This is a genomic window from Xanthomonas sp. D-36-1 (genome assembly GCF_017746155.1).
GTDB classification, from domain to species: Bacteria; Pseudomonadota; Gammaproteobacteria; order Xanthomonadales; family Xanthomonadaceae; genus Xanthomonas; species Xanthomonas cissicola.
Map to the genome: position 1 here is coordinate 26,651 of NZ_JAGHWR010000090.1, position 20,071 is coordinate 46,721.

14 protein-coding genes, 1 other RNA gene and 1 pseudogene are annotated in these 20,071 nt (G+C 65.4%); 4 read left to right on the plus strand and 12 right to left on the minus strand.

All coding sequences use genetic code 11. The annotated features are described in order from the left end of the window. Positions 1-8: 8 nt before the first annotated feature. Positions 9-1,010 (plus strand): magnesium and cobalt transport protein CorA, encoded by a 1,002-nt coding sequence (locus tag J7367_RS20175; protein ID WP_007970040.1) that lies wholly within the window; start codon positions 9-11, stop codon positions 1,008-1,010. A gap of 151 nt (positions 1,011-1,161) precedes the next feature. Here the strand turns inward: J7367_RS20175 and J7367_RS20180 are convergent, their stop codons facing one another. The 12 genes and pseudogenes from J7367_RS20180 to J7367_RS20235 form a co-directional block, all read right to left on the minus strand. Beyond that, complete coding sequence (locus tag J7367_RS20180; RefSeq protein WP_007963759.1) at positions 1,162-2,526, minus strand: NAD-dependent succinate-semialdehyde dehydrogenase; 1,365 nt, start codon at positions 2,524-2,526, stop codon at positions 1,162-1,164. 204 nt (positions 2,527-2,730) lie between these two features. Continuing rightward, on the minus strand, positions 2,731-3,579 hold the full coding sequence (locus J7367_RS20185) for an ABC transporter permease subunit (protein ID WP_057659053.1): 849 nt from the start codon (positions 3,577-3,579) through the stop codon (positions 2,731-2,733). Further along, positions 3,576-4,487, minus strand: a complete 912-nt coding sequence (locus J7367_RS20190; RefSeq protein WP_057659082.1) for an ABC transporter permease subunit — start codon at positions 4,485-4,487, stop codon at positions 3,576-3,578. The genes J7367_RS20185 and J7367_RS20190 overlap by 4 nt, the downstream gene beginning before the upstream one ends. Beyond that, a non-coding RNA gene (locus J7367_RS20195) (sX9 sRNA) lies at positions 4,479-4,554 on the minus strand. Before J7367_RS20195 ends, J7367_RS20190 begins: the two co-directional genes overlap by 9 nt. 61 nt (positions 4,555-4,615) lie before the next feature. Further along, a pseudogene (gene potA / locus J7367_RS20200) lies at positions 4,616-5,750 on the minus strand (polyamine ABC transporter ATP-binding protein). 113 nt (positions 5,751-5,863) lie between these two features. Then, on the minus strand, positions 5,864-7,354 hold the full coding sequence (locus tag J7367_RS20205; RefSeq protein ID WP_057659054.1) for an efflux transporter outer membrane subunit: 1,491 nt from the start codon (positions 7,352-7,354) through the stop codon (positions 5,864-5,866). Between the two features lie 4 nt (positions 7,355-7,358). Beyond that, positions 7,359-8,945, minus strand: coding sequence for an MDR family MFS transporter (locus J7367_RS20210; RefSeq protein WP_022559356.1), 1,587 nt, complete (start codon positions 8,943-8,945; stop codon positions 7,359-7,361). Continuing rightward, positions 8,942-10,144 (minus strand): HlyD family secretion protein, encoded by a 1,203-nt coding sequence (locus tag J7367_RS20215; RefSeq protein ID WP_057659056.1) that lies wholly within the window; start codon positions 10,142-10,144, stop codon positions 8,942-8,944. Before J7367_RS20215 ends, J7367_RS20210 begins: the two co-directional genes overlap by 4 nt. 249 nt (positions 10,145-10,393) lie before the next feature. Continuing rightward, positions 10,394-11,509, minus strand: coding sequence for a polyamine ABC transporter substrate-binding protein (locus J7367_RS20220; protein ID WP_007963776.1), 1,116 nt, complete (start codon positions 11,507-11,509; stop codon positions 10,394-10,396). A gap of 217 nt (positions 11,510-11,726) precedes the next feature. After that, on the minus strand, positions 11,727-13,094 hold the full coding sequence (locus tag J7367_RS20225) for an aspartate aminotransferase family protein (protein WP_057659058.1): 1,368 nt from the start codon (positions 13,092-13,094) through the stop codon (positions 11,727-11,729). Between the two features lie 601 nt (positions 13,095-13,695). Further along, positions 13,696-15,081 (minus strand): glutamine synthetase family protein, encoded by a 1,386-nt coding sequence (locus J7367_RS20230; RefSeq protein WP_007963778.1) that lies wholly within the window; start codon positions 15,079-15,081, stop codon positions 13,696-13,698. Between the two features lie 6 nt (positions 15,082-15,087). Beyond that, positions 15,088-15,843, minus strand: coding sequence for a gamma-glutamyl-gamma-aminobutyrate hydrolase family protein (locus J7367_RS20235; protein ID WP_057659060.1), 756 nt, complete (start codon positions 15,841-15,843; stop codon positions 15,088-15,090). Between the two features lie 143 nt (positions 15,844-15,986). Between J7367_RS20235 and J7367_RS20240 the strand changes: the two genes are divergently transcribed. From J7367_RS20240 to J7367_RS20250, 3 genes are all read left to right on the plus strand, one after another. Further along, on the plus strand, positions 15,987-17,366 hold the full coding sequence (locus tag J7367_RS20240) for a glutamine synthetase family protein (RefSeq protein WP_057659062.1): 1,380 nt from the start codon (positions 15,987-15,989) through the stop codon (positions 17,364-17,366). After that, entirely contained in the window at positions 17,363-18,682 is a 1,320-nt protein-coding gene (locus J7367_RS20245; RefSeq protein WP_174232335.1) for an FAD-binding oxidoreductase, read from the plus strand. Before J7367_RS20240 ends, J7367_RS20245 begins: the two co-directional genes overlap by 4 nt. A gap of 84 nt (positions 18,683-18,766) precedes the next feature. Next, complete coding sequence (locus J7367_RS20250; protein ID WP_057659068.1) at positions 18,767-20,065, plus strand: diguanylate cyclase; 1,299 nt, start codon at positions 18,767-18,769, stop codon at positions 20,063-20,065. Positions 20,066-20,071 lie beyond the last annotated feature (6 nt).

Genomic DNA, 20,071 nt, shown 5'->3' on the forward strand with positions numbered 1-20,071 from the left:
ATGCGCTCATGAACAGCCAAGGCCATCATCCCGATAATCCGTCCTGCGTGATCACCTGCGCTTACTACGACGGCGAAGGCAAGCGCCACGACATCAGCCTGGAGCACATCAGCGATGTGCTGCAGCAGCCGGATGGCTTCGTCTGGGTGGGGCTGTACGAGCCGCAGGAATCGGTGCTGCGCAAGTTGCAGGACGAATTCGGCCTGCACGATCTGGCGATCGAAGACGCGCTCAAGGCGCATCAACGCCCCAAGGCCGAGAGTTACGGCAACTCGCTGTTCGTGGTGGTCAACACCGCGCAGCTGGTCAACGAACGCATCCGCTATGGCGAAACGCACGCCTTCCTGGGAAGGCGCTTCCTGTTGACGGTGCGGCATGGCGCGTCGCTGTCTTACGCGCCGGTGCGGCATCGGGTCGAGCGCGAGCCGGCGATGCTGCAGATGGGCGCGTCGTTCTGCCTGTATGGCGTGCTCGATTTCGTGGTCGACAATTACCTGCCGATCATGGACGAGTTCCGCGACACGCTGGAGCGTCTGGAAAAAGACATCTTCGCCGACGACTACAAGCGCGAGACGGTGGTGCGCCTGTATGAGCTCAAGCGCGAACTCAACAAGATGCGGTTGGTGGTGGCACCACTGCAGGACGTGCTCTCGCACCTCAAGCGCAACCCCGGCTCACTGATCCACGAAGAAGTCGGCATCTACCTGCGCGACGTGCTCGATCACGCCGTGCGCACCAGCGATGCCATCGACACCCTGCGCGAAATGCTGGGCACGGCGCTAAGCGTCAACCTGTCGATGGTGACGCTGGCCCAGGGCGAAACCGTCAAACGCCTCGGCGCCTGGGCCGCCCTGCTGGCCGCCCCCACCCTGATCACCAGCTGGTACGGCATGAACTTCGCCCACATGCCCGAACTCGATGCCCGCTACGCCTACCCATTGCTGGTCGCAGGCGTCGTGGGCTCGTGCCTGGTGCTGTATCGCCTGTTCAAGCGCGCTAAGTGGCTGTAGGGCCGCTACACGACCCGGGATTGGGGATTGGGCATTCGGGATTGGTTTGAGCAGTTGGCAGGTTGTTCATTTTCAACCTAGGCCAGGGTGCTCATAGGTCGCGAGCGCCTGCTATTGCGAATCTCCAATCCCAAATCCCGAATGCCCGCCGTCAAGCCACATAGATCGTCTTGACGTTCATGAACTCATGGATGCCGTGCTCGGCCAGCTCGCGGCCGAAGCCGGAGCGTTTGATGCCGCCGAAGGGCAAGCGTACATCGCTCTTGACCACTGAGTTGACGAACGCCGCGCCGCACTGCAGCTGCTGGGCCACCCGCTCGCCACGCTTGGCGTCGGCCGTCCACACGCTACCGCCGAGACCGAAGGTGGTGTCGTTGGCCACGCGCACCGCTTCGGCTTCGTCGGCAACCCGGATGATCGAGGCGACCGGACCGAAGAATTCTTCGTCGTATGCCGGCATGCCGGGGGCGACGTTGTCGAGGATGGTGGCTGGATAACCGGCATGCGAGCCGGCGACCGGTTCGCCGCCCAGCAAGACCTTGGCCCCCTTCGCCACGCTGGCCTGCACCTGCTTGTGCAATTCGTCGCGCAGGTCGGCACGCGCCATCGGCGCCAGCGTGGTGCTGTCCTGCTGCGGGTCGCCCACGACGCGCTCGGCTGCCGCCGCGACGAAGCGCTCGATGAACCGGTCGGCGATCGCATCCACGACGATGAAACGCTTGGCGGCGATGCAGGTCTGCCCGCTATTGTCGAAGCGCGACTGCACGGCCGACTGCACGGTGTGCGCCAGATCGGCGTCTTCCAGCACCACGAACGCGTCGCTGCCGCCGAGCTCCATCACGCACTTCTTGAGCTGGTCGCCTGCATTGGCGGCCAGCGAGCGACCGGCGCGTTCGCTGCCGGTCAGCGTCACCGCGGCAATGCGGTCATCGCGCAGTACATCGGCAGCCTGGTCGTTATCGATATGCAGCACATCGAACACGCCCGACGGAATGCCGGCGGCGTCCAGCACCTCTTTCATGGCGTCGGCGCAGCGCGGCACATTGCTGGCGTGCTTGAGCAGCGACACGTTGCCGGCCATCAGGCTTGGCGCCAAAAACCGGAACGCCTGCCACAACGGAAAATTCCACGGCATGACCGCGAACACGCAGCCCAGCGGTTCGTAGCGCACATAGCTTGATTGCGCTTCGGTCGGAATGTCGCGCGGCGCCAGATAGTCGGCGGCGTGTTCGGCGTAATAGGCGCAGGCCTGCGCGCACTTGTCGATCTCGGCCAGCGCCTCGCGGCGCAGCTTGCCCATCTCGGCGGTCATGATGCGTTGCAGGTCCTCGCGGCGCTTGGCCAGCTCCTCGCCAATGCGGCGCAGCAAGGCGCCACGCTCGGCCAGCGGCAACGCGGCCCAGGCCGGAAATGCCTTGGCGGAAGCAGCCAGACGCGCTTCGATGGCAGCGGCGTCCAGGGTCTGCTGGATATGCTCGACCTGGCCGTTGGCGGGGTTGACGGTGTCGTAGGACATGACGGTCTCCTATTGCGAGGCGGTCATGCTAGACGCCGGCAAGTTCGGGGCGCGTCACAATCGCCTGAAACTGCCGCAACACTGTGTTCGCAAGCACCGGCCGCCGGCCCCACCTGCTGCATGCAGTCGCACTGGTTTCGGAAGCTACCCTGCCCAACGGTCACCCGCCTGCACGCATCTACGCCTCGCGCCCTCCTGTGGCGCTCAACCTTCGCGTTGCAGTGCCAACTGCGCATCGCGCAGGCGACGTTTTTCGCTGCGCGCCAGCAGCCACCAGCCGATCAGCGCGGCCACCGACACCGCCAGCACCATGACCGTGGCCAGCGCATTGATCTTCGGGCTGATGCCCAGACGCACCGACGAAAACACCTTGATCGGCAAGGTGGTGGAACTGGGCCCGGCCAGGAAACTGGCGATCACCACATCGTCCAGCGACAGCGTAAAGGCCAGCAGCCAGCCCGATGCCAGAGCCGGCGCGATGATCGGCAAGGTGATCTGGAAAAACACGCTCAACGGCGTGGCACCGAGATCCATCGCAGCTTCTTCCAGCGAGCGGTCCAGTTCCTGTAGCCGCGAAGAGATCACCACGGTCACGAACGACACGGTGAAGGTGACTTGGGCTACCCAGATCGCTACCGCGCCGCGTGGCGCGATGCCGAGCACGCCGCCCATCGACACCAGCAACAGCAGGATCGACAAACCGATGATGACTTCGGGCATCACCAATGGCGCGGTGATCAGCGCGCCGAACAGGGTTTTGCCGGGAAACCGCCGCATGCGCACCATCGCCATGGCGGCCATCGTGCCCAGCACCGTCGATGCGCACGCCGTCCAGAACGCCACCTCCAGGCTGACCCAGGCTGCGTCGAGCAATTGCCGGTCGCGCAATAATTCGCCGTACCACCTGGTCGAAAATCCGCCCCACACCGTTGCCAGGCGCGAGGTGTTGAACGAATACGCCATCAACAACAGGATCGGCAGATACAGGAACCCGAAACCCAACGCGAGCACGCTGCCGCCGAGCAGGCGCCCACCGCGCGCAGCGCGCATCATGTCGGCCGTCCTTCCAGCTCACGCTGCTGGTAGCGGTGGAAGATCACGATCGGCAGCAACAGCAGCAACAGCATGACCGTGGCCACGGCCGCTGCCACCGGCCAGTCGCGGTTATTGAAGAACTCGCCCCACAACACGCGCCCGATCATCAAGGTGTTCGGCCCGCCCAGCATTTCCGGGATGACGAACTCGCCCACCGCCGGAATCATCACCAGCATGCAGCCGGCCACGATACCGTTGCGCGACAGCGGCAAGGTGATGCGGACGAATGCCTGCCATGGCCGCGCGCCCAGATCGTAGGCGGCTTCGAGCAGACGCTGATCGTGCTTGACCAGGTTGGCGTACAGCGGCAACACCATGAACGGCAGATAGCAGTAGACGATGCCGATGTAGGCGGCGATCGGCGTGTACAGCAACTGCAACGGCTGCTCGATCATACCCAGCGCCAGCAGCGCCTGATTGAGCACGCCATTGCCATCGAGAATGCCGATCCACGCGTACACGCGGATCAGAAACGACGTCCACGACGGCAGCACCACCAGCATCATCGCCACGTTGCGTGTGGCCAGCGGCAGTCGCGCGATCACGTAGGCCATCGGGTAGCCGATCAACAGCGCCAGTGCGGTGGAAATGGCCGCGATCTTGATCGAACTCAGGTAGGCAGCCACGTACTGGCTATCGCGCAGCAAGGCCAGATAGTTGCCCAGATGCAGTTTGAGGCTCACCGCACCGTCGGCAGCAACCGTCACCAGCGGGGTATACGGCGGCATTGCGGTGGCGCGCTCGGCGAAGGAAATCTTCAGCACGATCAGGAACGGAATCGCGAAGAACACCAGCAGCCACAGATACGGTGCGACGATCACGCCCCAGCGCGCGCCGGGCAGCCCACGGCTAAGAGTGGCTAGCAGGACGTAGCGAGCAGCCGCCAGGGGGGCGCGGACAGCGCGCAGGAACCGCAGTGTACGAGTGGTACATGCCGATTCCGAGCACCGGCCGCGCGCCCCTGGCGGCTGCGCAGTAGTTTTGCTGGCCGCTCTCATGCGGTGAGCACCACGCCGTCGTCCTCGCCCCACCCCACCCACACGGTGTCGCCCCCAGGTCAGCGCTTCGCTGGCCCAGCGCTGGCGATTGGCGAAATTGGCCATCAGCTTGACCCCGCTGGGCAAGCGCACGTGGTACACCGAATGGCTGCCGAAATAGGCGATGTCTTCGATCACGCCCTGCGCCTTGTTGCAGGCCTGGGCCGGCTCGTCCTTGCCGATCGCAAGCTTTTCCGGGCGCAGCGCGAATGCCACCGCCTGCCCCTCGAAGCCGGTGATGCCGTGGCCGATGCGGATGCAGGCATCGAACGCAGGCGTTTTCAAGGTGACGTATTCGGGCGCGTCGTCGGCGATGAGCGCATCGATCAGATTGACCGAGCCGATGAACTCGGCCGCAAACCGGTTGGCCGGCTGCTCGTAGATTTCATCGGGCGTGCCGACCTGCTGGATCCAGCCCTGGTCCATCAACGCGATCCGCGTAGCCATGGTCATGGCCTCTTCCTGATCGTGGGTGACCATGACGCAGGTCACGCCGGAGGTTTCGATGATGTTGACCAGTTCCAGCTGCATCTGCGAGCGCAGCTTTTTATCCAGCGCACCCATCGGTTCGTCCAGCAACAGCAGCTTGGGCCGCTTGTCCAGCGATCGCGCCAGGGCCACGCGCTGCTGCTGCCCGCCGGAGAGCTGATGCGGCTTGCGCCTGGCCAGCGCGCCAAGCTGCACCAGCTCGAGCATCTCGCCGACGCGGGTGGCGATCGCAGCCTTGGACAAGCCTTCCTGCTTCAGCCCAAAGGCGATGTTCTGCTCCACGCTCATATGCGGAAACAGCGCGTACGACTGGAACATCATGTTGATCGGGCGCTCGTACGGCGGCAGCGCGTCGATGGATTGACCATCCAGGACGATGCGCCCCTTAGTCGGCCGTTCGAATCCGGCAAGGCAGCGCAACAGCGTGGATTTGCCGCTACCGGAACCACCGAGCAACGCGAAGATCTCGCCCTTGCGAATCTGCAGGCTGACGTCGTCGACCGCGACGAAGCCGTCGAACTCCTTGCGGACCGCGTCGATGCTCAGGTAGACGTCCTCGCCTGCGGTGAGGTGGGGCTGCGGGGTGGCCTCGGGGGATGCCATTGAACCTCTCGATTGCGCAATGCCTGCGCCACAACGGCCAATGCCGACCATCATGGCAACATCCGGGCGCGGCCGCGCATGGGCTGCCGCGTCACGGATTGCCTTGGCTGGTCTCAGAGCGCGTCCTGCGCCGGTTCGCTCCAGCCCAGCCCCAGACTCTTCTGCAGGGCCACGTAATTCACCAGCAACTGCACCTGCGCCTGCGCGGCGGCGTCCTGCGCCGACAACTGCTGGCGCTGCACATCCAGCAGATCGATCGATGAGGTGGCGCCGGCATCGCGACGTTGCTGCATCAGCCCGGCCGAGCGCGTGGCCGAGGCTTCGGCCTGGCGTGCGACCACCAGTTGCTTGCGTGCCGAACCGAAGCGCGCCAAGGCCGAATTGGCATCCTGCAAGGCTGCCAATACGGTCCCTTCGTACGCCGCCGTACGACCGGCATTGCCGGCGCGCGCCTGCTCCACCTGCGCGCGGGTCTTGCCGAAGTCGAAGATCGACCAGCGCAGCATCGGCACGGCCAATGTGGTCCGCGCATCGGAATTGAAATCGCTCGGCGAGCCGGCGACCCAGCTCAACCCGCCCAGCAGACTCACCTGCGGGAAGTAGCCGTTCAATGCCTCGCCGATCTGCGCGCTGGAGGCGGCCAGCTCGCGCTCGGCCTTGCGCACGTCCGGGCGCCGGCGGATCAACGCACCGGCATCGTCCACGCGGACCTGTGTCGGCAACATCGGCAAAGGCTGCGGCGTGCTGAGCTGCGCATCCAGCGCGCCGGGCTCGCGCCCGACCATCAACGCCAGCTGGTCCAGCGCCTCCTGCGATTGCATTTCCAGCGGCAGGCGCTGGGCTTGCTGTTGCTGCACCTGGGTGGCGATCTGCTCGACCTGCAGGTCCGAGGCGGCGCCCTGCCCGCGGCGTTGCTGCACCAGCTGCAGCGACTGGCGAATCTTGCCCAGGTTGGCATCGGCAATGGCCAGTCGCGCCTGCAAGCCGCGGTAATTGAGGTAGACCTGCCCGACTTCGGCGGCCAGCTGCACTTGCGCATCGGCGAGCTCGGCCTCGGAGGCCTGCGCCTGCGCCAGCGCGCCTTCGGCGGCGCGACGGCGGCGGCCGAAGAAATCCAGCTCCCAGCTGGCATCGAAGCCGGCACTGTAGATCTCGGTCTTTTCCAGATCCAGCGCCTGGCTGCCGGCCGTCGGCGGCTGGCCGGGTTGACCCTGTTGCAGCCCGCCGAGCGTATCGACGATGGTCTGCGGCGGCTCGGCGTAGGCATACACCGCACTGGCGTTGAGCTTGGGCAGGCGTTCGGCGCGGCGTTGCTGGGCCAGCGCGCGGTTTGCGCGCAGCCGCGCCTGCGCCGCGCGCAGGTTGGGGCTGTCGGCCAATGCCTGGGTGACCAATTGGGTCAGGAGCGGGTCGTGCAGTTCCTCCCACCAGTGATTCAGGGGTGCGGCGGCGACCACGTCCGCGCCGCTGGCGCGATGCAGGGCGGGCGCTTGCATTGCCGCGTCGGCAACCGCTGGCGGCTTGGTGTAGTTGGGGCCGAGCATGCAGCCGCCAAGCAGCAGCGTACTCAACGCCGCAGCCAGCGGCATGCGGATCAGGCGCATGGAATCAGTGCATTGCAAGGTGCGCCCCCTTGGGTAACGGCTTGAGCAAAAAGGCCAGCGGAATCGTGCAGACCACGATCACGCCGAAGATCCAGAACAGATCGCTATAGGTCATCACCAGGGCCTGCTGTTGCACGACGCGGGCGAACTGGGCGATCGAGCGCACCGCCGCCTCGCCGCCGGCACTGCCCTGCATCTGTGCGGTCAGGCCGGCCAGCGCTTCCTGCGCACGGCTGGCGTTGGCGGTGATCGAGCTGCCGATGGTTTCGGTGTGGAAGGTCATGCGGCGCTCCTGAAAGGTGGAGATCAGCGCCAGCCCGACCGAGCCGCCCAGGTTGCGGCCGGCATTGAACAGGCCCGAGGCATCGCCTGCCAGTTCCGGCGGCACCGACGAAATCGCCGCCTGGTTGAGCGACATCATCGCCAACGCCAGGCCGCAGCCCTGCAGCAGCTGCCCGGCGACGAAGTGCGTGCCCACGGTGTCGGCAGTCAACGACAGATTGACGAAACAGGCAGCGGCAAAGCAGATCAGCCCGGCAATCACCAAGATGCGCACGTCCACCGTTTCCAGCAGCTTGGGCATCATCGGCATCAGCAACACGGTCGGCAGGCCGGACAGCAGCAGCACGTATCCGGCCTGCTCGGTGTTGTAGCCGGAGATCACTGCCAGGAACTGCGGAATCATGTACATGACGCCGAACAGAATCATGCCCACCGCCATGACCATGATGAAGACCGCGCCGAAGCTGCGCTGCAGCAGCAGCGACAGGCGGATCACCGGGGGGCGCCGCCGGAACTGGCTGATCACCAGCGCAATGAATCCGCTCAACGCAATCAGGCTCAGGGTATTGATCTCGCTGGACTCGAACCAGCGCTCGCGCTGGCCTTCTTCCAGCACCACGGTCAGCCCGCCCAGACCCGCGGTCAACCCGTAGATGCCCAGCCAATCGGCGTTGAGCAGGCCTGCCCAGTCGCCCTTTTCGTGTTTGAGACCGAGCAGCAGCAACGCGACCAGGCCAACGCAGATCGGCACGTTGATGAAAAACGCGTAGTGCCAGCTGACGTTTTCGGTCAGCCAGCCGCCAAGCAGCGGGCCGATCACCGGGCCCATGATCACGGTCATGCCGAACAAGGCGGTGCCCATGGTCTGCTGGCTGGGCGGCAACCGCGTGGCGACGATGGTCAGTGCGGTCGGAATCAGGGCGCCGCCGGCCAGGCCTTGCCCGACGCGGCCGATGATCATCATCGACAGCGACGTCGACAGCCCGCACACCACCGAGAACGCGGTGAACATCACCGCACAGATCAACAGGAAATTGCGCAGGCCCAGCGTGCGCACGAACCAGCCGGTCAGCGGGATCATGATGATCTCGGCCACCAGGTAGGCGGTGGAAATCCAGGTACCTTCGGTGCCGCTGGCGCCGACCTCGCCCTGGATGGTGGGCAGCGCGGCATTGACGATGGAAATATCCAGCGTCGCCATGAACGAGCCGATGGTGCCGGCCAGCACCGCCAGCCAGGCGCCCGGCTCGGCCTTCTCGCGCTGGGCGCTGCCGCCGGCACGCGGGCCGGTGGCGGCCGCTGCACTCATCGCGCGCGCTCCTGCTCCTGCACGCGGTCGGATTCTTGTTCGGCACGCTGTTTGGCGTCCTTGGCCGAGCGCGTGTCCACAGTGACCTCCACCGACATACCCGGCACCAGCACCTTGCGCGCCTCTTCACCGGCCAGCACACGAATGCGCACCGGCACGCGCTGGACCACCTTGGTGAAATTGCCGGTGGCGTTTTCCGGCGGGAGCAATGCGAACTGCGAGCCGGTGCCCGGCGACAGGCTCTCGACCTTGCCGTGCAGCTTTACGCCGGAAAGCGCATCGACCTCGATCTCGGCGGGCTGGCCGGGACGCATCAGGCCGACCTGGGTTTCCTTGAAATTGGCAACCAGATACAGCGATTGCTGCGGCACGATGGTCATGGTGCGGGTGCCGGCGCCGAGGTACTGGCCCACCTGCACGGTCTTGTCGCCAACCCGGCCGTGGATACGGCTGGTCAGACGGGTGTCTTCTACCGCCACGCGCGCCTGGTCGGCATCGGCGGTGGCCTGTTTTACGCCGGCCTGTGCCTGTTCCAATTGCGCGCGGCTGGCCTGGATCTGGCTCTCGCCGGCCTTGGCCTGCGCCTGCGCGGCGTCGTACTGGGCGCGTGCGCGTGCAAGATCGTGCTGCAGGCTTTCCTGATGTTCGTGGGTGTCTGCGCCGGAGGCGGCCAACGGCGCGAAGCGCTTCACTTCGGCCTGGGCGAACTTGAGGCTGGCAGCAGCTGCGGTGACCTGGGTGCGCGCCTGCAGCAGCGCCGATTCCTGTGCGGAGACATTGGCGGTGGCAGCAACGATATCGGCCTGGCGTGCGGCAATGGCGGCTTCGGCCTGCTGCAGGGTGGCCTGGTAGGTACGGTCGTCGATCTGCAGCAGCGGCTGGCCGGCCTCCACGATCTGGTTGTCGCTCACCAGCACCTTGGTCACGTAGCCGCTGACGCGCGGTGCCACGGCCACCGAATCGGCCTGCAGATAGGCGTTGTTGGTGTCCTGCATGTAGCGGCCCTTGATCAGGTAATAGGCCAGCCACACCACCAGCAAGATCAGCACCAGCACCCCGACCAGGATCAGCGTCCACTTCACCTTGGGGTTCTTCAACGGCGAGGGCTTGGGCGCCTCCTGCTCGTCGCGCGCGCCTGCGCCCTGCGCATCCGTGGCCGAAGACTGGCCGTCGTTGGACTGATGGTCGTGGTTGCTCAAAAGGATGCGTCCTGTGTGATGGGCGAGGCGCGCCACACCGCGGCCGTCTCGGCGGCGTCGGCAATGGCGGCGCAACCATACAATTATTTGAACTGCCCGGTACAGATTGCGTGATGAGCCAGTCAGCTGGCAATCGGCCTACCAGGTCCCGACGGTGCCACCCCTACGCCGTGCGCCGGGCCCGCGGCATGGGCCGTTGCACGAGGCAGCACTGCGCTCGGGCGCAGCACCCGCCGTCAACGCAGCAGGTCAATGCCCGGTCTTGATCTCGGTCCACAGCCGCGTGTACAGCCGGTCCACTTCAGGCGGATTGATGGCATAGGTGAACATCTTGGCGGTCACCTCCGGAGGCGGGTAGATGGTGGTGTCGTTGCGGATCGCCGCATCCACCAACGGCGTGGCGGTGCGCACCGGGTTGGCGTAATGGATGAAGTTGGTATTGGCCGCGGCCACGTCCGGCTTCAACAGATAATTGATGAAGGCGTAGGCGTTGTCAGGATGCTTGGCATCCTTGGGAATGGCCAGCATGTCGAACCATTGCGGCGCGCCCTCCTTCGGAATGGCGTAGGCCACCTTGATGTTGTTGCCGGCTTCCACGGCACGGTCGCGCGCCTGGATGATGTCGCCGGACCAGCCCACCGCCAGGCAGGTGTTGCCGTTGGCCAGCGAGGTGACGTACTGGCTGGAGTGGAAGTTCTGCACATACGGGCGAATGGTCTTGATCAGCGCGGCGGCCTTTTCGATCTCGGCCGGCGTGGTGCTGTGCGGATCGAGCCCGAGATAATTGAGCGCGATGGGAATCATGTCCGAAGGCGTGTCCAGGATGGTCACGCCACAGTCCTTGAGTTTGGACAGATTCTCCGGCTTGAACACCAGATCCCAGCTGTTGGCGACATCGGTGTTGCCGAAGATCGCCTTGAGCTTGTCGACGTTGTAGCCGATGCCGGTGGTGCCGATCATGTACGGCACGCCATAGGCGTTGTTCGGGTCCTGCGCGGCGATGCGGCGCATCACGTCCGGATCCAGATTGACCAGATTGGGGATCTTGCTCTTGTCCAGCGGCAGGAAGACGCCGGCCTGGATTTGCCGGCCGAAGAAGTTCAGCGTGGGCACCACCACGTCGTAATCGCTGCCGCCGGCCAGCAACTTGGTTTCCACCATTTCGTCGCTGTCGAACACGTCGTAGGTCACCTTGATGCCGGTGCTCTTTTCGAACGCGGGAATGGTGTCTTCGGCGATGTAATCGGAATAGTTGTAGACGTTGAGCACCTTGGCCTGCGCGTCGGTCCTGCCGGGCGCGCCAGCGCCGCCACAGCCGGACAGCAGGGTGATGGACAGCGTCAGGGCGAGCAGTCGCAGCGTCATGTGGGTCTCCAGGCAGCGCGATGGGGCGGCCGGTCTCGAATCCGGTCTCTTCCCAGCCTACCACTGCGCCCCGGTTTGCCCAGCGCAGCGAGGCCGGCACAGATAGGGCTTGCCGGCTGGCGAGCGCGGCAGTTGCCGCGATGGCATCGTGCCGGCGCATGCGTGCTCAGCGACCTCGTCGCTGCCCGATGCTGTGCGGAGGGAGGTTTTGCGGGAGCTATCGACCCAGCGCCTGCGCGGTATCGTCCAGCGCAGCCCAGGCCTTGTCGAACAATTCGTCGACCTGCGCGCGGGTGATGATCAACGGCGGCGACAGCAGCATGGCATCGTAGGTCGCGCGCAGGATCAGACCGCGGCGCAGCGCGAAATCGCGACACATCGCCCCTACCCGCCCGCGCCTTGGGAAATACGCACCGCGACGCTGTTTGTCCGGCACCAGTTCCAGCGCCCCGACCAGCCCGGCGATGCGTGCCTCGCCGACCAGCCGGTGCTCGCCCAGCGCGGCCCAGCGCTGCGCCAGGTACGGCGCTATCTGCGTGCGCGCGTTCTCGACGATGCCTTCGTCCTGCAGCAGGCGCAGGTTTTCCAGCGCCACCGCCGCGCACACCGGATGCCCGGCATAGGTGCCACCGTGCGCCAGCTCGCCGCCTTGGGTCTTGAGCACACCGGCCACGCGGTCGTTGAACATGGCTGCCGCCAACGGGATGTAGCCGGAGGTGATGCCTTTGGCCAGCGTCATCACGTCGGGCTGGAAGCCGAAATACTCCGCACCGAACCATTCGCCAGTACGCCCGAAACCGCAGATCACTTCATCGGCGACCAGCAAGACGTCGTAGCGCCGGCAGATCCGCTCGATTTCCGGCCAGTAACTGCGCGGTGGGATGTAGACGCCGATCGCGCCCATGATCGGTTCACCGATAAACGCGGCCACATGTTCCGGGCCGAGTGCCAGAATCTTGTCTTCCAAACGACGTGCCGCCAGCAACCCGTATTCCTCCGGATCCCTCTTCCGGCCATCGCCGAAGTGATACGGCGGTGCGATGTGGTGGATATCGGCAATCGGCAACCCGCCCTGCTGATGCATCCCCTTCATGCCGCCCAGGCTGGCGCCGGCCATGGTGGTGCCGTGATAACCATCATGGCGGCCGATGAAGATGCGTTTTTGCGGCTGCCCCTGCACGGCCCAGAAATGCCGCACCAGGCGCAGGATGGTGTCGTTGGCCTCGGACCCGGAATTGGCGAAGAACGCATGATTCAGATCGCCCGGCGCCAACTCCGCCAGCTTGGCCGCCAACTGGATGGTGGGCTCGGTGGTGCACTGGAAAAAGCTGTTGTAGTACGCCAGCTGCTCCATCTGCCTTGCCGCTGCCTGCGCCAGTTCCTTGCGCCCATAGCCGACATTGACGCACCACAATCCGCCGAACGCATCCAGCAACTGGTTGCCATCGGCATCCCACACGTACACGCCCTCACCGCGCGTCAGGATGCGCGTGCCCTTCTGCGCCAACGCCGCATTGTCGTTGAACGGATGCAGATGATGGGCGGCGTCGAGCTGCTGCAACGCCTTGAGCACCGAAGGATCCACGACCTGCTCCGCGCATGAGGAGTTACCAGCATACCCAGGCCCCGTTGCCGGACCGTGGACGGCTTTGCAGATCGCCCGGCCAATCCCTTGCACGCCCGGCAAACAAGTCGGCCTCGAGAACTTCAACTGCCGCCGACGTCGCGCTCATCCGCCCTTCGGGCACCTTCTCCCCCATGAAGAAGGACAATGTCCCGATGGCAGAAGGAAACGTTTGGCGACGTAGGCGGCCTGGACATTTCGACGACGCTTTCGGCTTCCTACCAGCACTGACTCGCCTACGCAGGGCGGCGCGCATGGATGCGCGAGGTTTTTGTAGAGACATGGATGTCCCTTACAAAAATTTCTGCCGGACTTGCGCACCCGTAGCGCCGAAGGCGCGCAGGGCGCGAGGACGGGGTGTGCTTTCTTTGATTACTTTCTCTGCACAAGCAAAGAAAAAGAAAGTGACTCGCGCCCGAAGGGCGTGAAAGCTCTGCTTTAAATTTGAATCACCAAAAACGCGTAGGCACAAGCCACGCTTCAACACCACCCGACACCGCACCCTCATCCGCCCTTCGGGCGGGAGAAGGAAAACGCTCGGCACGGGTCTCAATCACGCAGCTCACACATTCAACAACAAGAACTCCCGTTCCCACGAACTGATGACCCGGAAAAACGTCTCGTACTCCTTCCGCTTCACCGAGATGTACGCACGCACGAACCGCCGCCCCAACATCTCCTGCAACGCCTCGCAGCCTTCCAGCTCATCCAGCGCCTCGCCCAGCGAGCGCGGCAAATCGTAGCCTTGCTCCTTGCCATTGCTGCTGATCGGCGCGGTCGGCTCGAGCTTTTCGCCAATCCCCAATAACCCGCATGCCAGCGTCGCGGCCATGGCCAGATACGGGTTGGCGTCGGAGCCGGCAAAGCGGCTTTCCACCCGCATGTTCTGCGGCACATCGATGGGCACGCGCAGCCCGCAGGTGCGGTTGTCGAAGCCCCACAGCACATTGCTCGGCGACACCTCGCCGAACATCAATCGCCGGTAAGAATTGACGTTGGGCGCCAGCAGGCCCATCGCCATCGGAATGTATTTCTGCAGGCCGCCCAGATAATGCGCGAAGGTATCGCTGAAGCCGCCCTCGCGCTTGCCGCTGAACACGTTCTTGCCGGTGCCGGCATGCAGCAGGCTCTGGTGGATATGCATCGCACTGCCTGGCTCGGTTTCCATTGGTTTGGCCAGGAACGTGGCATACACACCGTGCCGCAGCGCGGCTTCGCGCATGGTGCGCTTGAACAGGAACACCTGGTCCGCACGCGACATCGGATCGGCATGGGTGAAGTTGACTTCCAACTGCGCGGCGCCGGACTCGTGGATCAGCGTGTCCACGTCCAGTTCCATCGCATCGCAATAGTCGTACATCAGGTCCAGGATGGGGTCGAACTCGTTGACTGCGTCGATCGAGTACGACTGCCGCGCCGTTTCCGGCCGCCCCGAGCGCCCGGCCGGCGGCAACAGCGGGAAGTCGGGGTCGGTGTTTTTCTGCACCAGGAAGAATTCCAGCTCAGGCGCCACCACCGGTTGCAGCTCGGCCTGGGCATAGGCATCCAGCACGCGGCGCAGCACATTGCGCGGGGCAAGTTCGTGCGGCTGGCCATCCTTGGTATAGCAGTCGTGGATGACCTGCGCAGTGGGGTCGGCCGCCCACGGCACCATGCGCACGGTGCTGGCATCCGGGCGCAGATGCATGTCCGAATCCGATGGCGAGGTCAGCGCGTAGTAGTCGTCCGGGAAATCGCCGGTCACGGTAGTGGCAAAGATGCCTTCCGGCAGGCGCGTACCGTAATCGTGCGAGAACTTGTCGGCGGGAATGATCTTGCCGCGTGCGTTGCCGGTGATGTCCGGCACCAGGCATTCCACCTCGGTGATGCTGCGCTCCTTGAGCCAGCGGCGCAGCGCGCTCTCCGGCTGCGTGGGCGTGGTTTTGCGCGAACGTGTGCGGATGGACATGCAACCTCACTTGCCGCGTCGCGCGGCGTATTGGCGACAGGCCTCGCCGAAGGCCTGAAAGATGGCACGGTAGAACGGATGCTGTGTGACACGCCATTCCGGATGCCATTGCACCGCCAGCAGAAAGCCCGGGCCGGGGCCGTGGAACGCTTCGATCAGACCGTCCGGCGCGGTGGCTTCGATCAGCAAGCCCTCGGCCAGCGTGGCAATGCCCTGCCCGTGCAGGGAATTGACCCACACCTGGGCGCTGTCGCTCATGCCCGCCAGCCAGCCGCCGGGATGCAGGTGCACCACATGCGCCGGACCGTATTGCGTGTCTATCGGTGTGCCGGCGTCTTCCCGGTGATCGGCCAGGCCGGGCACGTCGTGCACGCGCTGATGCAGGCGCCCGCCCAAGGCCACGTTGACTTCCTGCAGCCCGCGGCAGATCGCCAGCACCGGCAGGCCACGCGCAAGCGCCTGCGGGATCAGCCCGAGGCTGGTGGCATCGCGCGCCGGGTCGCGCGGGTTGCCTTCCCAGCTGGGCTCGTCGCTGTAGTGATGCGGCTCCACATTGCTGACCGCTCCGGTCAACAGCAGCCCATCCAGCCGCTCCAGCCACGCGCCCGCATCCAATGCCGGCTGTAGGCTGGGCAACAGCACCGGCATCGCACCGGCTGCCTCGACCACCGCGCGGATGTACTTCTCGCCGGCGGCCAGGAACCGATGAGGCCCTTGCAGGATGCGATCGGTCGGCAGGCCGACCAGCGGAACGACAGCCATGCGCGAAAATCCGGTGCGTTGGGTGGAACGTCGATACGGTCGAAGTTACCGCGCCATCGCCGGCATTGCCAGGCGCGCCACTGCGCTTGCGATTGCTCACGCACGCTTTGCTACGCTGCGCGGCGACTTCGCAGGTGTTGCCCATGGCTTCCGAGACTTCCGTCGCGTCCCTGCCCGCTGCCGATGCCCACACCCTCTCTCGCATCGCCGGGTGCGAGTCGGTCGATCTGTTACTGCCCGACACCAATGGCGTGCTGCGCGGCAAGCGCGTGACCGCCGACGCGCTGCGCAAGGTGTATCGCGACGGCGTGTGCCTGCCGATGTCGCTGATCGCCACCGACATCACCGGCAACACCGTGGAAGAAACCGGTCTTGGCTACGCGATCGGCGACGCCGACCGCATCTGCCGGCCGATCGAAGGCTCGCTACGCCCGGTGCCCTGGGCGCCACGGCCGATGGCGCAGCTGTTGCTGGCGATGCACACCCCCGAAGGCGGGCTGTTCGAGGTCGCCCCGCGCGCGGTGTTGCAGCGCGTGCTGCAGGGGTTTGGCGCACTTGGCCTGACCCCGGTCATCGCAGTAGAGCTGGAGTTCTATCTGTTCGATGCGGTGGCCGATGCACAGGGGCGCCCGCAAACCCCGCGCGACCCGATCACCGGCGAACGCAGCGACAGCACGCAGGTCTATTCGCTGCAGGATCTGGACGACCAGCGTGGCTTCACCGATGCGGTCACCGTCGCTTGCAGACAGCAAGGCATTCCGGCCGACACCGCCGTGGCCGAGTACGCACCCGGCCAGTTCGAAATCAATCTGCAACACCGTGCCGATGCGGTGGCGGCCTGCGACGAGGCGGTTCTGCTCAAGCGCACCATCAAAGCCATTGCGCAGCAGCAGGGCAAGCTGGCCAGTTTCATGGCCAAGCCTTTCCCCGGCCAGGCCGGCAGCGGTTTGCATCTGCATGTGAGCTTGCTCGATGCCGCCGGGCACAACGTGCTGGCCAGCGCCCCCGACGCGCCTGCGCAGCCGCTACGCCACGCCATCGCCGGGCTACAGCGGCATGCAGATGCCTCGCTCTTGATGTTCGCCCCGCATGCCAACAGCTATCGCCGCTTCGTCAGCAATGCGTTCGTGCCGCTGGATGCGAGCTGGGGCTTCAACAACCGTACCGTGGCACTGCGCATCCCGCACAGCGATGCGCACAACACCCGCATCGAACACCGCATTGCCGGCGCCGATGCCAACCCATATCTGGTCGCTGCAGCCGTGCTGGCCGCGATACTGGACGGCCTGCGGCAGCCGACCGAACCCGCCGCGCCCATCACCGGCAATGCGTACGCACAGTCGGTGTTCGCCCCACGCAGCTGGCAAGGCGCGGTGGATGCGTTCCTCGGCAGCGACTTCATCGGCGAGCAGTTCGGCACGCAGTTCCAGCACGTATTCGGCCAGCAGAAACAACGCGAGCTGCTCGACTACCAGGCGCAGGTACCGGACCTGGATTACGCGCGGTACCTGCGCACCGTGTGATGGCTCGCCCGCTCGCGCCACTGCCGCACGGCAACTCGCCGGGCAACGGGTATCCGGACAGCTGGTACGCACGCAGCACGCCAGCCCTACCCCAACAACCGCGCCTGCAAGGCGCCGAGCACGCCGACGTCTGCATTCTCGGCGGTGGCTATACCGGCCTTACCGCTGCGCTGGCGCTGGCCGAGGCCGGTTACGCCGTCACCGTGCTGGAAGCCCGACGTGTGGGCTGGGGCGCGTCAGGGCGCAATGGCGGCCAGGCCATCGTTGGCTACGGGTGCGAGCAGGAAACGCTGGAAGCGCTGGTCGGCAACGACGATGCTCGCCTGTTGTTCGATTTCTCGCGCGACGGCATGCGCCTGCTGCGCGCACGCATCGCCGGCCATGCCATCGCCTGCGACTGGCGCGACGGCCACGCGCATGTGCCGCTGAAGCCGCGTCAGGTGCAGGCGCTGCAGCACGGCATCGTGCGCATGGCCGAACGCTACGACTACCCGCTGCAGTGGTGGGACCGCACACGCACCCGCCAGATGCTGGACAGCCCGCTGTACCTGGGCGCCATGTTCGACCCCGCCAGCGGCCATCTGCATCCGCTGGCCTATGCATTGGGCCTGGCACGGGCCGCGCTGGCCGCCGGCGTGCGCATCTACGAAGATTCGGCCGTGACCAGGCAGCAACCCGGGGCGCGCGTGGTGATGCATACCGCCCACGGCAACGTGACCGCCGCGTTCGGCGTGATCGCCGGCAATGCCCTGCTGCACGGCATCGCCCCGCCGCTGGAGCGGCGCATCATGCCGGTCGGCACCTATGTCGGCGCCACGCCGCCATTGGGACAGGCGCGTGCACGCGCGCTGATCGCCAACGACATGGCGGTCGCCGATACCAACTGGGCATTGGATTACTATCGGCTCAGTGCCGATCACCGCCTGCTGTTCGGCGGGCGTGCCAGTTACTCCTCGCGTCCGCCTGCGGGCTTGCAGCGCCTGATGACCCAGCGCATGCATACGGTATTTCCGCAACTGCACGATGTGCCGCTGGAAACGCTGTGGGGCGGCTACGTGGACATCTCGCGCAACCGTGCGCCGCACTGGGGCCGGCTGGCGCCCAACCTGTACTTCGCACAGGGCTTTTCCGGACATGGCGTGGCGGCCACCGGCCTGGCCGGCCAGGTCATTGCCGAGGCCATCGCCGGCCAGAGCCGGCGCCTGGACGTGTTCGAACGCATCGGCCACCGCCCGTTCCCTGGCGGGCAGCGGCTGCGGACCCCGCTGCTGGTGGCGGCGATGAGCTGGTATCGGCTGCGCGATGCGCTGTGGTGACCGCCACGCTTTGGAACGCGGTGCTCAAGTTTTGGCGAGCAGGGCCGTTAGCTGACCTGACGGTTCGATCCAGACGGCCAGCCGATGTCCCCAGGTACCCTACATCGCAATAGTGAAAGTGCAGTCCTGCCGCAGCGCGTGCTGTTGGTGGAGAACTCGCGCACGTTCACCAGCATGCTGCGCGAAGCCATCGAGCAACGCGTGGAACTCCCGGTCACGGTCGTCTCGACCCTGGCCGAAGCGGCGCGTGTATTGGACGAAGAGGACGGCTGGTTTCTGGTCCTCACCGGCCTGGTGCTGGTCGACGGCGACCGCGACAAGGTCGTGGAATTCTTTCTCTCGCGCAAACTGCCCACCGTGGTGGTCAGCGGCGTGTACGACGAAGACCTGCGCCAGCGCGTGCTGCAGCAGCAGATCATCGATTACGTGCTGAAGAATGCGCCGGGCAGCATCGAGTACCTGGCATGGCTGGTGCAGCGCCTGGAGCGCAATCGCCGGATCGCCGCCCTGGTGGTGGACGACTCGCTGTCGGCACGCACCTATGCCGGCGCCCTGCTGTCGATGTACGGCTACCGCGTGGTGCTGGCGGCCGACGGCGCTGCCGGGCTGGATGCGATCGAACGCGACCCCGACATTCGCCTGACCATCGTCGACCAGGAAATGCCTGGAATAGATGGCGTGGAATTCACCCGCCGGCTGCGCGCGATCCGCTCGCGCGACAAGGTGGCGGTGATCGGCATATCCGGCAACAGCGATTCGTCGCTGATTCCGCGTTTCCTGAAGAACGGCGCCAACGACTTCCTGCGCAAACCCTTTTCGCGCGAAGAATTCTTCTGCCGCGTGTCGCAAAACGTGGACCAGTTGGAACTGATCGGCACGCTGCAGGATCTTGCCACCCGCGACTTCCTCACCGGCCTGCCCAACCGGCGCTATTTTCTGGAACAGAGCCAACGGGTCATTCCCAAGCTGTTGTTGGAGGACCAGACGGTGACCGCCGCGATGGTGGATATCGACCATTTCAAGCACATCAACGACACCTGGGGCCACGAGGCCGGCGACCAAGCGTTGCGTGCGGTGGCCGCGTCGGTGTCCGGGCATGCGCGGCCGCAAGATCTGGTCGCACGCTTCGGTGGCGAGGAATTCTGCCTGTTGGTGCCCGGGCTGGATGCCGCCAACGCCACCAGCTATTTCGAAACCCTGCGCGAGCGCATCAGCGCCCTGCGCGTGCGCGTGGGAGACGAGACGTTGAGCATGACGGTGAGCATCGGCGTATGCATCGCCAGCGAAAGCGACCAGTCGCTGCATTACCTGCTGAACGAAGCGGACAAGCACCTGTATCTGGCCAAGGCCGGCGGCCGTAACCAGGTGCGTCTGGCAAGCTGATGCTGC

What these genes read in the sequence shown, in the direction of transcription:
- J7367_RS20175 (WP_007970040.1), top strand. Translation starts at nt 9, where the DNA reads ATGAACAGCCAAGGCCATCATCCCGATAATCCGTCCTGCGTGATCACC.
- J7367_RS20180 (WP_007963759.1), bottom strand. Translation starts at nt 2,526, where the DNA reads ATGTCCTACGACACCGTCAACCCCGCCAACGGCCAGGTCGAGCATATC.
- J7367_RS20185 (WP_057659053.1), bottom strand. Translation starts at nt 3,579, where the DNA reads ATGATGCGCGCTGCGCGCGGTGGGCGCCTGCTCGGCGGCAGCGTGCTC.
- J7367_RS20205 (WP_057659054.1), bottom strand. Translation starts at nt 7,354, where the DNA reads ATGCGCCTGATCCGCATGCCGCTGGCTGCGGCGTTGAGTACGCTGCTG.
- J7367_RS20210 (WP_022559356.1), bottom strand. Translation starts at nt 8,945, where the DNA reads ATGAGTGCAGCGGCCGCCACCGGCCCGCGTGCCGGCGGCAGCGCCCAG.
- J7367_RS20220 (WP_007963776.1), bottom strand. Translation starts at nt 11,509, where the DNA reads ATGACGCTGCGACTGCTCGCCCTGACGCTGTCCATCACCCTGCTGTCC.
- J7367_RS20230 (WP_007963778.1), bottom strand. Translation starts at nt 15,081, where the DNA reads ATGTCCATCCGCACACGTTCGCGCAAAACCACGCCCACGCAGCCGGAG.
- J7367_RS20235 (WP_057659060.1), bottom strand. Translation starts at nt 15,843, where the DNA reads ATGGCTGTCGTTCCGCTGGTCGGCCTGCCGACCGATCGCATCCTGCAA.
- J7367_RS20240 (WP_057659062.1), top strand. Translation starts at nt 15,987, where the DNA reads ATGGCTTCCGAGACTTCCGTCGCGTCCCTGCCCGCTGCCGATGCCCAC.
- J7367_RS20250 (WP_057659068.1), top strand. Translation starts at nt 18,767, where the DNA reads ATGTCCCCAGGTACCCTACATCGCAATAGTGAAAGTGCAGTCCTGCCG.